Raw genomic sequence first — 14,610 nt, forward strand, 5'->3', positions numbered from 1 at the left:
TTTTCGCTTGCGTAGGGTGGGGTTTCACCCCACCACGATCCGCCCGTTCTCCAGCTTGACCACCCGGTCCATCCGCGCCGCAAGCTCCAGATTATGCGTCGCGATCAGCGCGGCCAGCCCGGTGCCCCGCACCAGTTCCACCAGCGCCGCGAACACCTGGTCCGACGTGCCGGGGTCCAGGTTCCCCGTCGGCTCGTCCGCCAGCAACAGGCGCGGCGAATTGGCCAGCGCCCGGCAGAACGCCACCCGCTGCTGCTCGCCGCCCGACATGGCACTGGGCCGGTGCTTCGCCCGGTCGGCAATACCCACTTGGCTTAGCAACTCGGTCGCCCGCGCGTCGGCCACCTTGCGGCTGATGCCATCGGCCAGCTGCGGCAGCACGATGTTCTCTTCCGCCGTGAACTCGGGCAAAAGGTGGTGAAACTGATAGACGAAACCCACCTCCTGCCGCCGCATGATCGTGCGCCGCCGGTCCGACCGGCCCACCATGTCCTCGCCGCCGATCTCGACCGTGCCGGCATCGGCCGTGTCCAGCAACCCCGCGATATGCAACAGCGTCGACTTGCCCGCCCCCGAGGGCGCCACCAGCGCCACCATTTCGCCCGCGCCGATCGTCAGGTCGATGCCCGACAGTACACTCACCTCGTTGGCCTTGCCCTTGTTATAGGCCTTCTCGACCCCCGCCAGATTCAGCATCGCCTCACTCATAACGCAGCGCCTCCACCGGGTTCATCCGTGCCGCCCGCCGGGCGGGGAAAATCGTCACCACGAAGCTCAGGAACAGCGACAGGCCCACGGCACTCATCACGTCCCAGAACTCCAGCTTGGCGGGCAGGAAATAGATCCCCCGCGTGTCGGGTGTCCAGATCGGCTGCTCGCTGAAACTGTCGATCACCGCGAAAATCTGGTCGATATAGATGGCAAAGAGACACCCCAGCACCGTCCCCATCACCGTGCCGATGATCCCGATGAAAGCACCGCACATGAAGAACACGCGCAGCACCGACCCCTCGGTCAGCCCCATGGTGCGCAGGATGCCGATATCCCGCCCCTTGTTCTTGACCAGCATGATCAAGCCGCTGGTGATGTTCATCGCCGCAATCAGCACGAGGATCGACAGGATGATGAACATCACGTTGTCCTCCACCTCCAGCGCCCGCAGGAACCCGCTGCTGGAATCCCGCCAGGTCCAGATCTGCGTGTTCTCCCCGGCGGCGCGCAGCAGGGCCAGCGACATGTCGTTCACACGCTCGGGTTCCTCGATCATCACCTCGATCTCGTCCGCCTTCCCCTCGCTGTTAAAAAAACTCTGCGCCTCCTCGAACGGCAGATATACACGGACGCGGTCGATATCATACCGCCCTGCGCTGAACACATAGACCACGTCATAGGCATTCACCCGAGGGCTGGTGCCCAGCGCCGTGCGGTTGCCGGTGGGGTTGATCACCCTGATCTTGTCGCCCACGCCGATCCCCAGCGTACTCGCCACGCCGGAGCCGATGGCGATGGGAAAGACCCCTGTCTCGGCCGCGTCCTGCGCGAAATCCTCAATACTCCCCTGGGAGGTCTCGGGGTCTGCGATCCGTGGCAGCCCCTTCAGATCCTCCAGCGTGATCCCCCGCACCTCGACCCCCGCATTGCGGTCGCCCACGGTGGCCAGAACCTGGTTCTTGATCAACGGAGCCGCCCGCGTGACGCCCTCGACCTGCCGCAACCGCTCCGCCATCGCCTCGTAATCGGTGATCTGCCGGTCGATCCGCCCCGTCTGCTGGTCCACCGTGCCGGCACTGTAAACCGTCACATGCGCGTTCGACCCCAGGATCGTATCCACGAACTCCGCCCGGAACCCGGCGCGCACCGCCAGCGTCGCAATCAGCGCGAACACCGCCAGCGTGATGCCAATGAGGCTGATCCACGTCATGACGCTGACCCCGCCCTCGGCCCGCTTGGCACGCAGGTAGCGCCACGCGATCATCGTCTCGAAGGCGGAAAACGGCTTGGGCTGTGCTGCCACGATGGAACCCCCGGGTAATTCAGTTGTCCCTGCGGTGTATCGTGGCCCCGGTCAAGGTCAACCCCGTCTTCACATCGGTTTCAAATCATGCCGATATATGCAGCAGAGACACAGGGGGGAAACGTACAATGCCTGCCGGTGCCCTGATCGGCTTCTACCTTCTGCTGGGCCTCCTGCCCCTCGGGCTCGCCTGGGCGCAGGGGCTGGAGCCGCGCACCGCCTTGGACGAACTGGCGACCGGACTTGGCCTCGTCGCCCTCGCGATGATCCTGCTGGAATTCCTGCTGCTCGGACGCTTCCGATCCGTCACCGCGCGGGTCGGAAGCGACGTGGTCATGCGCAGTCACCAGCTTCTGGCGCGCGCGGCGCTGGTCTTCGCCCTGCTCCACCCGTTCCTGTACATCTCGCCCCGGGCACAGGCGCCGGTCTGGGACGTCACCCGACAAACAGTGGCCGAGACCTCCTGGCATGCGCTCTGGCCCGGCATCGCGGCCTGGCTCCTGCTTGGCGGTCTGGTCGGCATGGCAATCGGACGTGACGCCACCGGCCTGCGCTACCAGCACTGGCGTCTTCTGCATGGGCTTGCCGCTCTGGTCGTTGCGGGCTTCGGCGTGCTGCACGCCCTGCGCGCCGGGCGCTACAGCGCCGAGCCGTTCCTGGCCTGGGTCTGGCTCGGCCTGCTGACCGTGGCCGTCGCGGCGCTCCTCTATGTCTACCTGATCGCGCCGCTTTTGCGCCTGCGCCGCCCCTTCCGCATCACGGATATCCGGCATGAGGCCGATCGCACCTGGGTTCTCGCCCTCACCCCCGACTTCGACGGCACGTTGCCCTACCGCGCCGGTCAGTTCGCCTGGCTCAATGTCGGGCATTCGGCCTTTTCGCTGAACGAGAACCCGTTTTCGATCTGCTCCGCGCCCGCGGCCGGGGGCGACGTGCAATTCCTGATAAAGGAGCTTGGGGATTTCACCGGCACCCTCGACCGCCTCCGCCCCGGCACCCGCGCCTGGCTTGAGGCGCCCCACGGTCACCTCACGCTCGACGGTCGGGAAAAGGCCACAGGCATCGCGCTGATCGCTGGCGGCGTCGGCCTGGCCCCGATCATCGGCATTCTGCGCCAGTTGCGCGCCACCGGCGACACCCGGCCCACCACGCTGATTTACGGCAACCGCCACGCCGGCCAGATCGCCTTCGCCAAGGACCTGAAGGCGCTGGAACGCGACCACGGCACCAAGGTCATCCATGTCCTGTCCGAGCCGCCCGCCGACTGGACCGGCGAAACCGGCTATGTCACCCCCGACCTGCTGCGCCGGGAATTCGGCACGCCGGACCAGCGTGACTGGCTCTATGTCCTCTGTGGCCCGCCGGTGATGCTGCGCGTGGTCGAAGACAGCCTCATCGCCCTCGGGATTCCACCCCGCAACATCCTGTCCGAGCAGTTCGTCTATGAATGATCGATCTTCCGCGAAAGCAACACGCAACCGCATCCGTCGCGCGGTCTTCTTGATCGTCGGCCTCCTCGCGCTTGCGCTCGCGGCCTTCGCCCTGCGCGGGCTTGTTTGACAGGCCTACTCCGCCGGTGTCGCAACCGGCTTGCGCCGCACCATTCGGCCCAATCCACCCAGCAGCATCGCGATCAGCGTGTACCCCGCCAGGAACCCACCAAGGCCAAAGCCCGCCCCCGCCACCGTCGCCGGCACGGCAGGCTCGAAATCGCCCCAGGTCTTCTGCGCCAGCTCCGGGTCCAGGTACTGCCACCCGATCAGCGCCGCGCTGACCGAGTTCGTGGTTTGCAGATGCTCCAGATGGGCAGACAACCGCTCATGCCGGATCAGGACCTGCCCCATGCTCTCGCTTCGCGCCTGCGCCATGGCGGTGCCGCGCGCAAGGTCACTCAGCGCCGCGTCGCGGCTCAGGCCAAGCGCCGCGGCATCGGAGTCGAACCTTTCGACCACCCATGCCAATTCATCCACGGCGCCCGACAAACGCTGCTTATACTGTTGCGAAAACTCGGGAAATTGCGACGCGGCCAGCGCACAGCACAGCCCGCCCGCCAGGGCCAGTCCCTTGGTAATCATCGCTCTGCCTCTTTTTGTCTTTTATTGTTTTGAGGCAAGTATAGCGCGTTTCGCACGAATCCAGAAATAAAGATTGCCGTGAACGGTTGTGGCACCGGCTCAGTCCCGGCGCCGCAAGCCCGTTACATCCAGGTGTGAAACGACCGATCCGCCATCGGCTCTACCGTGCCGGCCTCACCGCGATGCGGCGCGTAGATCTCGGCGATCTTCTCGACTGCGGCCTCGGGCGCCATCTCCTCGCTCTCGCCCGTCCGGCGGCTGGTCAGTTCCACCACGCCGTTCTTCAGCCCACGCGGCCCCACGGTGATCCGCCACGGCAGGCCGATCAGGTCCATCGTCGCGAACTTGCCGCCCGCCCGCTCGTCGCGGTCATCATAGAGCGGATCCAGCCCCTTGGCCTTCAGCGCCGAATACAGCTTCTCGCAAGCCGCATCCGCCTCGCCGTCCCCCTGTTTCAGGTTCACGATCCCGGCGTGGAACGGCGTCACGCCCTCGGGCCAGATGATGCCCTTGTCGTCATGGCTGGCCTCGATAATCGCACCCACAAGGCGGCTGACGCCGATCCCGTGGCTGCCCATATGCACCGGCACCGGCTTGCCGTCGGGGCCCTGCACCGTGGCGCCCATCGGCTCGGAATACTTCGTCCCGAAATAAAAGATCTGGCCCACTTCAATGCCCCGCGCCACGCGGCGGCGGTCCTCGGGGATCTTGTTGAACACCTCTTCATCGTGCGTTTCGTCCGTCCGCGCGTAACGCGATGTGAACTCTTCCAGCACCGCCTGGCATTGCGCCTTGTCGCTGTAATCGATCTCGCGCTCGCCGAATTTCAGGTCGGTGATCTGGCTATCATAGAACACCTCGGACTCGCCGGTCTCGGCCAGCACCAGGAATTCATGCGTGTCGTCCCCCCCGATCGGGCCGGAATCCGCCCGCATCGGAATGGCCTGCAAGCCCATCCGCTCATAGGTGCGCAGGTAGCTGACCAGGTGGCGGTTATACGCGTGCAGCGCGTCTTCCTTCGTCAGGTCGAAGTTATAGCCGTCCTTCATGAAGAATTCGCGCCCCCGCATCACGCCGAAACGCGGCCGGATCTCATCGCGGAATTTCCACTGGATATGATACAGCGTCAGCGGCAGATCCCGGTAACTGCCCACATGGGCGCGGAAGATATCGGTGATCAGTTCCTCGTTCGTCGGACCATAGAGCATATCCCGATCCTGCCGGTCGCGAATGCGCAGCATTTCCGGGCCATAGGCATCGTACCGCCCGCTTTCGCGCCACAGGTCCGCCGATTGCAGCGTCGGCATCAGCATCGGGATATGCCCCGCCCGCACCTGCTCCTCGTGCACGATATTCTCCAGCTTGCGCAACACCTTGAAGCCCAACGGCAGCCACGAATAGATACCCGCGCTGGCCTGCTTGATCATCCCCGCCCGCAGCATCAGGCGGTGGCTCGCGATCTGCGCCTCCGAGGGCGTCTCCTTCAGAACCGGCAGGAAATACTTGGACAGGCGCATGGGGAACCTCTGGTCATTGCGTGCTTAGGCCCCGTTTATGACCTCAAGGCCCGCCAGACAAGCCGGAAGGCGCTTGCAACGCTGCCCCCCTTGCGCGAAAAGCAAGGAGACGCATTTCGTTCTTCCGAGGTGGCATGGCCCTTCCCGTCCGGACACAATTTCAATTCTGGGGCATCGCCATCGCGCTGTTCCTCGTTGTCATGTGGTTCCTTGGCGACGTGATCCTGCCCTTCGTGCTGGGCGGCGCCGTGGCCTATTTCCTCGACCCGGTGGCGGACCGGATCGAACGCCTGGGCGCCTCGCGCGCCGTGGCGGTCGCGCTTATCACGCTGGTGGCGATCTGCATCTTCGTCATCATGGCGCTGCTGGTCATTCCCACATTGGTCAATCAGACCGCCAACCTGATCGACATCGCGCCGCAGCTCTTCAACGACCTGCAAAACTTCCTCACCACCCGCTTTCCCGATCTCGTCGACCAGGATTCCACCCTGCGCCAGTCGCTGGCCACGCTCGGCACCACCATCCAGGAACGCGGCGGGCAGGTGGTCGAAACCGTGCTGACGTCGGTCGGCTCGCTAGTCAACGTGGTGGTCCTCCTGGTGATCGTGCCGGTCGTGGCCTTCTACCTGCTCTACGACTGGGACCGCATGATTGCCGAGATCGACCGCCTTCTGCCGCGCGAACATGCCCCGGTGATCCGCCGTCTGGCGCGCGAGATCGACCAGACGCTCGCCAGCTTCATCCGCGGCATGGGCACGGTCTGCCTGATCCTCGGCACGTACTATGCCGTGGCGCTGATGCTGGTGGGCCTGCAATTCGGACTGGTCGTCGGCGCCTTTGCCGGGCTCGTGACATTCATCCCCTACGTGGGCGCCATCCTCGGCGGCGCGCTGGCCATCGGCCTCGCGCTTTTCCAGTTCTGGGGCGACTGGCTGTCCATCGGACTCGTCGCCGGCATCTTCGTGCTGGGACAGGTGGTCGAGGGCAACATCCTCACGCCCAAGCTGGTCGGTGAATCCGTTGGCCTCCACCCGGTCTGGCTGATCTTCGCACTATCGGTCTTCGGCGCGCTCTTCGGCTTTGTGGGCATGCTGGTCGCGGTGCCGGTGGCAGCGGCCATCGGCGTTCTTGCCCGCTTCGGCGTACAGCAATACATGGACAGTGCCCTCTATACCGGGCAAGGCGACCGGGACACCGAATAATGGCACAGCAGCTCAGCTTCGACCTGCCCGCCAAACCGGCACACGGGCGGGAGGATTTTTTCGTTTCCGCCGCCAATGCGCAGGCCGTCGCCCTGATAGATACGTGGGAATCTTGGCCCGCCCGCAAGCTGGTGCTGCACGGCCCGCCCGGCGCGGGCAAGACCCACCTCGCCCATGTCTGGGCGGCGCAAAGCGGCGCCACGATCCTGCCCGCCGCTGACCTGCCCGGCGCCGACATTCCCGCCCTCGCCCGCAGCCACGTGGCGGTCGAGGATTGCGAGACCATCGCCGGACAGGACGCCTCAGAGACCGCCCTTTTCCACCTGCACAACCTGACGCTGGCCGAGGGCCATTCCCTGCTGCTGACGGCCAGCACAGCGCCCAAGTACTGGAACCTCGCGTTGCCCGACCTTGCCAGCCGCGTGCAGGGCACGCCCGCCGTGGAACTCGACCTGCCCGACGACATGTTGCTGACGGCGATCCTCGCCAAGCTCTTCGACGACCGCCAGTTGACGCCCACGCCGGACGTCATTCCCTACCTTCTGCGCCGCATCGACCGCTCGTTCGAGGCCGCCCGCCAGGTCGTCGCCCTGCTCGATTCCGCCGCACTTTCGCGCAAACGCGCGCTCACCCGTCCCTTTGCCCGCGACGTGCTGGACAAGGCAGGGATGTAACGGCACAGTCGTCACCTTATCGTTACGTCGCAATCCCATAAGGGCCACATGACAAACGCCGATTTCCTCAAGTCCACCGCCCCGGCCCCCGTGACGATCGACGGCCTCGACATCACCGGCCCCGGACGCTTCTTCAACCGAGAGCTCAGCTGGCTGGGCTTCAACTGGCGCGTTCTCGAAGAGGCGCAGAACCCGCGCGTCCCCCTTCTGGAACGCCTGCGATTCCTGTCGATCTCGGCCAACAACCTCGACGAGTTCTACAATGTCCGCGTCGCGGGCCTGCGCGAGCTGGCCCATGCCGGCAACACCACGCCTGCCGCCGATGGCCTCACCCCCGCCGAACAGCTTGTCCTGATCGACGAAGACGCCCGCAAGCTTCTGGCCCAGCAACAGGGCACCCTCGAAGACCTGCGGCAGGAAATGGAGGCCGAGGGCATCATCATCCTCGACATCGACAGCCTGACCAAGGACGACCGCGCGCATCTCAGCGACATCTTCCTCGAACAGGTTTTCCCGGTCCTGTCGCCCTTGGCCGTCGATCCCGCGCACCCTTTCCCCTTCATCCCGAACCTCGGCTATTCGCTGGCCCTCCAGATGCAGCGCAAGTCCGACAAGCGCCCGCTTCAGGCGCTCCTGCCGATCCCCAACCAGATCGACCGCTTCATCACCGTCCCGTCCGAGCCGGGCCAGTTCCGCGCCCTGCCGCTCGAAGACCTGTTGCTGCTGAACCTCGATCACCTTTTCCCGGGCTATACCTACAAGGCGCACTGCAATTTCCGCGTCCTGCGCGACAGCGACCTCGAAGTCGAGGAAGAGGCCGAGGACCTCGTGCGCGAGTTCGAGGTCGCCCTCAAACGCCGCCGCCGCGGCGAGGTGGTGCGTCTGAAGATCTCCTCCGGCGCGCCCGAGGAATTGCGCCGCACCATCATGCAGAAGCTCGAAGTCCGCCCCGAGGAGGTGGTCGAGGTCGACGGCATGATCGGGCTGGCGGATCTCAAGGAAATGGTGCTCGACAGCCGCCCCGATCTTCTGTGGCCCAGCTTCACGCCCCGCGTGCCCGAGCGCGTGCAGGACCATGACGGCGACATGTTCGCGGCCATCCGGCAAAAGGACATGCTGCTGCACCACCCGTACGAGACCTTCGACATGGTCATCCGCTTCCTGACGCAGGCGGCCCGCGATCCCGACGTGGTGGCGATCAAGCAGACTCTCTACCGCACCTCAAAGGACAGCCCCATCGTCGAGGCGCTCTGCGAGGCCGCCGAAGACGGCAAGTCCGTCACCGCGCTCGTGGAACTCAAGGCCCGCTTCGACGAGGCCGCCAATATCCGCCAGTCGCGGCGACTGGAACGCGCGGGTGCCCACGTGGTCTATGGCTTCATAGACCTCAAGACCCACGCCAAGATCTCCACCGTGGTCCGGCGCGAGGGCGACAAGCTGGTGACCTACACCCATTACGGCACCGGCAACTATCACCCCATCACGGCCAAGATCTACACCGACCTCAGCCTCTTCACATGCGATTCCTCGCTGGGCCGCGACGCCACCAAGGTCTTCAACTACCTCTCCGGCTACGCCCAGCCCGAAAAGCTGGAAAACCTCGCGATCTCGCCCACCACGCTGAAGCCGCGCCTGCTGGAAATGATCGCCGCCGAGATCGAGCATGCCAAATCCGGCAAACCGGCCGAGATCTGGGCCAAGATGAATTCCATCATCGAACCCGACGTGATCGACGCGCTCTATGCCGCCTCACAGGCCGGCGTGAAGATCTGCCTTGTCGTGCGCGGCATCTGCGGCATCCGCCCGGGGATAAAGGGGCTTTCGGAAAACATCCGCGTCAAGTCCATCGTCGGGCGCTTCCTCGAGCATTCCCGCATCGTCTGTTTCGGCAACGGCGCGGGCCTGCCCTCGAAAAAAGCCAAGGTCTACATGTCCTCCGCCGACTGGATGGGCCGCAACCTCAACCGCCGCGTCGAAACCCTCGTCGAGATCACAAACCCCACCGTCAAGGCCCAGATCGTGGGCCAGGTCATGGCCGCCAACCTCGCCGACGTGGCGCAGACATGGGTCATGTCCCCAGACGGCAGCTTCCACCGCGAATTGACCGAGGAAGGCACCTTCGCCTTCAACTGCCACCGCTTCTTCATGGAAAACCCGTCGCTGTCGGGCCGCGGCTCCGCCGGGGCGGCGGACGTGCCGAAACTCACCCATACCGACGATTGACCCTTCCGGCCCCCTGTCGCATATAGGGGGCCGTTACCAAGCCGGGGATGTCATGGACGGCACGACCGATCCTGAACACAGCGAATGGGGCCCCTTCGGGCGCCCGCTTTTCGACAAGGACGCGGCCAAGGCGCTCAGCCGCGTGGGCGTGGTCGACGTTGGCTCCAACTCCGTCCGCATGGTCGTGTTCGACGGCGCCGCCCGCAGCCCGGCCTATTTCTACAACGAGAAAATCATGTGCGGCCTCGGCCAGGGCCTGTCGGAAACCGGCCGCCTGAACCCCGAGGGCCGCGAACGCGCGCTGGCCGCCATGAAGCGCTTCGCCCGGCTGGCCGAGAACATGGACACCGGCCCGCTGACCGCCGTGGCCACCGCCGCCGTGCGCGAGGCCACCGACGGCGACGATTTCCGCGACGAGATCAAGCGCGAAACAGGCGTCCACCTCTGGGTCGTCGACGGCCCCGAAGAGGCGCGCCTGTCGGCCCAGGGTGTCCTTCTGGGCTGGCCCGGCTCCTATGGCCTTGTCTGCGACATCGGCGGCTCGTCCATGGAACTGGCCGAGATCAACGGCGGACAGGTCGGCAAGCGCCTGACCTCCCGCCTTGGCCCCTTCTCCCTGCAGGAGGTCAAGGGCGGCAAGAAGGCCCGCAAGGCCTATATCAAGGACACGCTGGAGCGCATGCACGACCAGCTGGGTGAGCAGAAGAACCGCCTCTTTCTCGTCGGCGGCTCGTGGCGCGCTATCGCCAAGATCGACATGGAACGCCGCGGCTATCCCCTGCACGTGCTGCACGAATACCGCATGACCCCCAAGGACGTGCGCAAGACCGCCGACTACATCGCCGACAACGACTCCGAAGAGCTCCGCAACCGCGCCGGCGTTTCCTCTCAGCGGATGGCCCTCGTCCCCGACGCCGCCGAGGTGCTGCGCCGCCTGGTCAAGACCTTCGGCCCCCGCGACATCGCCGTGTCCAGCTACGGCATCCGCGAGGGGCTCTTGTACGAACAGATGCCCCAACAGTTGCGCGACCGCGACCCCCTGATCGAGGCCTGCCGCTTTGCCGAGGCCAAGGATGCGCGCCTGCCCGGCTATGGCCGCGCAATCTATCACTTCGTGGAACCGCTCTTTCGTAGTGCCAAGCACGACAAGCTGCGCATCATCCGCGCCGCCTGCCTCTTGCACGATGTCAGCTGGCGCTCGCATCCCGACTACCGCGCGCAAGACTGTTTCGACAACGCCACCCGCGCCAACCTGGGCGGGCTCAAGCATTCCGAGCGGGTTTTTCTCGGCCTTGCCCTGATGCACCGCTATTCCAACAAGCGTGATGGCACCCAGTTCGAGAAACTCGCCGAACTTCTGGACGAGCGTGACCAGCACCAGGCCGAAGTTCTGGGCAAGGCCATGCGCTTTGCCGCCATGTTCTGGCTGCGCAAGGACACGCAGCTGGGCGAGCTGACATGGCACCCCAAGAAGAAGCAGCTTGTCCTGCGTCTGACGGAAGAAGCCGTGCCGCTCTACGGCGAAGTGGCGCAGACGCGCCTCGCCTCGCTCGCCGACACGCTTCAGGCCGAATTTGACGTCAAGCTGCTGCGCCCGCGCCGCGCGAAGGCCGTGCCGGGCAAGTCCTAGGACCAATCAAGGCACCAAAGGCGACCCGCGTCAGATCTCGATTTCCTCGTCGGGGTCGATCTCTTGCTCTAGCGGTGTCTTGCGGCGAATGATGATATCGCCGTTCGGCATCATCTCGGGCGCGTGATAATTGCTCAGATCATCGATCTGGCCCATCAGGTCGGCAAAGGCCGGGCCCATCTCCTCGACGAAATTCCGCAGCGCCGGCTGCATGTCCTTCGCCATTCCTTCAAGATCGCGCATCGCCGGCTCCATCTCGCGCATGATGCCTTCCATGAACATCTGCGCCCCGCGCTCCATCAGGGAAAAGCCTTCGTCCTCTTCCTCCTGCGCCAGGGCGGGCGCGGCGGCAAGGCACAACGACAGGGCGGCGATGGGTACGATGCGTTTCATACGCCCAATATAGCGCGTTTGCGTGACGATTTTAAGATGTCAGGTCGATATCCAGCGTGACCGGGAAGTGATCCGACGCCGCCAGCAGCGCATCGCGCAGGTCCGGAACCTTCCAGCAATCGGGGTCCTCGAACGGGTGCCAGATGCGCCATTTCGGTCCCTTCGCCCGCAACCCACTGGAAATCATGATGTAATCCAAGAGCGCCTGAAGGTACCGTCCCTCGTCCTTCAGGTAGAACCGCGCGGTGCTGTTCTGGGCGCCGATCCGCTGGGTCAGCGCCCGTCGTGCGTGCGGATCATAAAGCCTTAAGCCGCCCGCCTCGGCCCCGTCCATGATCACCTCGATCGACGAGCGGCCAAACAGGTTCTCGTATTCATCCAGACCCGGACCGTCATTCAGGTCTCCCAGCAGCATCAGGTGCTCACCTGCCTCCAGATGCGCCCGGACGCGCTTGCGCAGCCACACAGCCTGCGCCTGCTGCTTGCGCCGGTTGGCAATGGACAGCCGCATCACCTCGTCCCGCGTGGTGGCCCCGTGCGGCGCCTTCGACTTCAGATGCGCGCCGATCATGCGAAACCCGAACCCACCCTTCACCTCCACCGCCACTTCCAGCGGCGGCTTGGAGAACGTCACCAGATCCTCCGTCGCGTCGATATCCAGGTCGATCCGGAACACGCCGTCGAAGCGCGGCGCCCCACTCGACCCTTTCTTGCCGGTTTCCTCGCCCTTGGGATCATGCCGACAGGTCATCACGTCCGGGTCGTAAAGCAGCGCGATCTCCTGCTGCGTATCATTCACGAACCCCATCAACGCCTTGCGCGCGCGCAGGTCCATCAGCCTCGCGAACGCCTCCAGCGCCTTGACCGTATCGCGCTTGCCATTGCTGTCCGGCGCCTCGATCACCATCACCGCGTCGGCATCCATCGCCGTGAACACCATTCCCAGAGCGGCAAGCTGATCGCCCCGCGTCACACCGTACCGCGCCGAAGGTCCATTGTCGTCCAGCACCGCATCATGGTCATCGAAAAGCGCGTTGAACCACTCGATGTTATAAGTGGCGAACCGCATCGCTCAGGCCGCCTCGCGCTGGATCTGCTCCCACGCGTCGTTGACGTCGGTCAGGCGCTTTTCGGCCAGCTTGATCGCCTCCTGCGGCACGCCGCGCGCCACCATCCGGTCGGGATGCATCTCGCGCACCTTGTCGCGCCAGACCTTGCGGATCTCGGCCAGCGGCGTGTGGGGCGTGACCCCCAGCACCGCATAGGGATCGGGCCGCGCATCCGGCACGAAGCGGCTTTTCAGCGTGTTGAACTCCCGCTCGGGCAGGCCAAAGATCGTGGCCACCTCCGACAGGAAAATATCCTCGTTCGGATGGTACACCCCGTCCGCCACCGCGATGTGAAAAAGCCCTTCCAGCAAGTCGTTCAGCGTCGCTGCATCTTCGCCGAACATCGCCTTGATCCGCTTGGCATATTCCTCGAACCCCGCCACGTCCTGCCGCGCGAGGTTGAACACCCTCGCCGCACCCGCCTCGTCGTCGCGGGCGATCTGGAACACCTCGCGGAACGCCGTCACCTCGTCGCGCGTCACCTGCCCGTCCGCCTTGGCCATCTTCGCGCCCAGAGCGATCACGGCAATGGCAAAGGCCACCGTCCGCTCCGGCGGCGTGCGCAACCGGTCGAACACGCTTGTCAGCGGCTCACCACTGGCCAGCGCCGACAGCGCCTCGGATATGCGACTCCAGATCGACATGGCGGCCAACCTAAAGGGCGTGGCCCCCGGGGGACAGGAGTTTCTGCATCAGAACAAGATCGATCCGCCGCCCGAATTTGAGCCCGGCCTGCGGAACGCGCCCCACCTCGACGAAGCCGATCCTGCGGTGAAAGGCAATGCCGCCGTCGTTCTCGGCACTGATCCCGCCGATCAGGGAATGCACGCCGCCCGCGCGGGCATGTTCCTCCAGCGCCGCCATCAGGGCCCGGCCCACCCCATGGCCCTCCGCGCCGGGGCGCAGCAGCACCGTATGCTCCAGCGTCTCGCGATAGCCCGAGCCGTTGCGGTACGGCCCGTAGGTGGCATAGCCCAGCAACTCGCCCGCGTCCTCGGCCACCAGAAACCCGTGGCCCGCCTCGTCCCGCGTCTTTATGGCCAGCGCCATTTCCAGCATGGTCTTCTCGTCTTCGGTGAAACTGACCGTCGTCTCGCGGATATAGTGATTGACGATCCCCGCCAGCGCCGCCGCGTCGCTGGCCTCCGCCGCCCGGACCTTCATGCCAGCACGCACGCCCCGCGCGGCGTGGTCAACTCCGCCCGCAACGCCGCCGGGCCGGTCTCATAGACGACACGTCCGTCGCTCAACACTGGCCCAAGCGCCGCCTCCAGCGCCTTTGCCTCCGGGTGCGTCACCACCAGCCGGTCCAGCCGACAGCCCGACGCCGGCAACATCTGCGCGGGGTGCTGCGCGCATTGCCATTCGATCACGGCCGGAAACAGGTTGTCCCACGGCAGCCGCCCATTCTCGGGCACCGCCATCTGCCAGCGCAAGTCGCCCCGCGCCAGCGGCACCGGCACACCCGCCTGCGGAAACCGCGCCACCACCGCGCCAAGATCGGGCGTATTGCAGATCCAGTTCGTCGGCCTCGGCCGCCCCTCGAACCGGTCCAGATCGAACCACCGCGCATAGCCCGGCGCGGGTGCCTCGGGGTCGATCGCGATAACTTCCAGGTAAAGCCCGTCCTCCAACCCAAGCAGCATGTTATGCGTGCCGAAATGCGCGTGCTGCCCCCCGGGCCGCAACGCGATGCCCAAGCTCTCCTCTGCATAGGCACGGCCCTCGTCCAGCGTCTCGGACGCCACCGCGAAATGATCCAGTTTCAGCATG

The 14,610-nt window shown here is 65.3% G+C and carries 14 protein-coding genes; 5 read left to right on the forward strand and 9 right to left on the reverse strand.

Annotated features, from left to right (window positions below; translation table 11 throughout):
- Nucleotides 1-24: 24 nt before the first annotated feature.
- Nucleotides 25-708 (reverse strand): ABC transporter ATP-binding protein, encoded by a 684-nt coding sequence (locus RBB18_RS09935; RefSeq protein ID WP_103763924.1) that lies wholly within the window; start codon nt 706-708, stop codon nt 25-27.
- Nucleotides 701-2,014 (reverse strand): lipoprotein-releasing ABC transporter permease subunit, encoded by a 1,314-nt coding sequence (locus tag RBB18_RS09940; protein ID WP_103763925.1) that lies wholly within the window; start codon nt 2,012-2,014, stop codon nt 701-703. The genes RBB18_RS09935 and RBB18_RS09940 overlap by 8 nt, the downstream gene beginning before the upstream one ends.
- 128 nt (nt 2,015-2,142) lie before the next feature.
- Between RBB18_RS09940 and RBB18_RS09945 the strand changes: the two genes are divergently transcribed.
- Nucleotides 2,143-3,465, forward strand: coding sequence for a ferredoxin reductase family protein (locus tag RBB18_RS09945; protein WP_306111283.1), 1,323 nt, complete (start codon nt 2,143-2,145; stop codon nt 3,463-3,465).
- Between the two features lie 114 nt (nt 3,466-3,579).
- On the opposite strand, the gene RBB18_RS09950 is transcribed toward RBB18_RS09945, so the two are convergent.
- Entirely contained in the window at nt 3,580-4,089 is a 510-nt protein-coding gene (locus tag RBB18_RS09950) for a DUF2937 family protein (protein ID WP_306111284.1), read from the reverse strand.
- A gap of 122 nt (nt 4,090-4,211) precedes the next feature.
- Nucleotides 4,212-5,606, reverse strand: coding sequence for a proline--tRNA ligase (proS, locus tag RBB18_RS09955; RefSeq protein WP_306111285.1), 1,395 nt, complete (start codon nt 5,604-5,606; stop codon nt 4,212-4,214).
- A gap of 134 nt (nt 5,607-5,740) precedes the next feature.
- Between proS and RBB18_RS09960 the strand changes: the two genes are divergently transcribed.
- From RBB18_RS09960 to RBB18_RS09975, 4 genes are read left to right on the forward strand one after another with little or no spacing between them, the layout of a single operon-like run.
- The gene (locus RBB18_RS09960; RefSeq protein ID WP_274593404.1) at nt 5,741-6,808 is read left to right on the forward strand and encodes an AI-2E family transporter; all 1,068 of its coding nucleotides are present in this window, start codon (nt 5,741-5,743) and stop codon (nt 6,806-6,808) included.
- Nucleotides 6,808-7,482: a DnaA ATPase domain-containing protein gene (locus tag RBB18_RS09965; RefSeq protein ID WP_274593403.1), complete on the forward strand. Its 675-nt coding sequence runs from the start codon at nt 6,808-6,810 to the stop codon at nt 7,480-7,482. Before RBB18_RS09960 ends, RBB18_RS09965 begins: the two co-directional genes overlap by 1 nt.
- Before the next feature lie 48 nt (nt 7,483-7,530).
- Complete coding sequence (locus tag RBB18_RS09970; RefSeq protein WP_103763931.1) at nt 7,531-9,705, forward strand: RNA degradosome polyphosphate kinase; 2,175 nt, start codon at nt 7,531-7,533, stop codon at nt 9,703-9,705.
- Between the two features lie 52 nt (nt 9,706-9,757).
- Complete coding sequence (locus RBB18_RS09975; RefSeq protein WP_103763932.1) at nt 9,758-11,335, forward strand: Ppx/GppA family phosphatase; 1,578 nt, start codon at nt 9,758-9,760, stop codon at nt 11,333-11,335.
- 30 nt (nt 11,336-11,365) lie between these two features.
- Here the strand turns inward: RBB18_RS09975 and RBB18_RS09980 are convergent, their stop codons facing one another.
- From RBB18_RS09980 to RBB18_RS10000, 5 genes are read right to left on the reverse strand one after another with little or no spacing between them, the layout of a single operon-like run.
- The gene (locus RBB18_RS09980) at nt 11,366-11,728 is read right to left on the reverse strand and encodes a hypothetical protein (protein WP_103763933.1); all 363 of its coding nucleotides are present in this window, start codon (nt 11,726-11,728) and stop codon (nt 11,366-11,368) included.
- 31 nt (nt 11,729-11,759) lie between these two features.
- Nucleotides 11,760-12,797 carry an endonuclease/exonuclease/phosphatase family protein gene (locus RBB18_RS09985; RefSeq protein ID WP_103763934.1) on the reverse strand — a complete coding sequence of 346 codons (1,038 nt, stop codon included), beginning with the start codon at nt 12,795-12,797 and terminating at the stop codon, nt 11,760-11,762.
- 3 nt (nt 12,798-12,800) lie between these two features.
- Nucleotides 12,801-13,481 (reverse strand): molecular chaperone DjiA, encoded by a 681-nt coding sequence (locus RBB18_RS09990; protein ID WP_103764086.1) that lies wholly within the window; start codon nt 13,479-13,481, stop codon nt 12,801-12,803.
- A 10-nt stretch (nt 13,482-13,491) separates the two neighbouring features.
- Nucleotides 13,492-14,001, reverse strand: a complete 510-nt coding sequence (locus RBB18_RS09995; protein WP_306111286.1) for a GNAT family N-acetyltransferase — start codon at nt 13,999-14,001, stop codon at nt 13,492-13,494.
- Nucleotides 13,998-14,609, reverse strand: a complete 612-nt coding sequence (locus tag RBB18_RS10000) for a VOC family protein (RefSeq protein ID WP_306111287.1) — start codon at nt 14,607-14,609, stop codon at nt 13,998-14,000. Before RBB18_RS10000 ends, RBB18_RS09995 begins: the two co-directional genes overlap by 4 nt.
- Nucleotide 14,610: the final 1 nt, after the last annotated feature.

This window comes from Roseovarius sp. MMSF_3298, assembly GCF_030733705.1.
Taxonomy (GTDB): Bacteria; Pseudomonadota; Alphaproteobacteria; order Rhodobacterales; family Rhodobacteraceae; genus Roseovarius; species Roseovarius confluentis.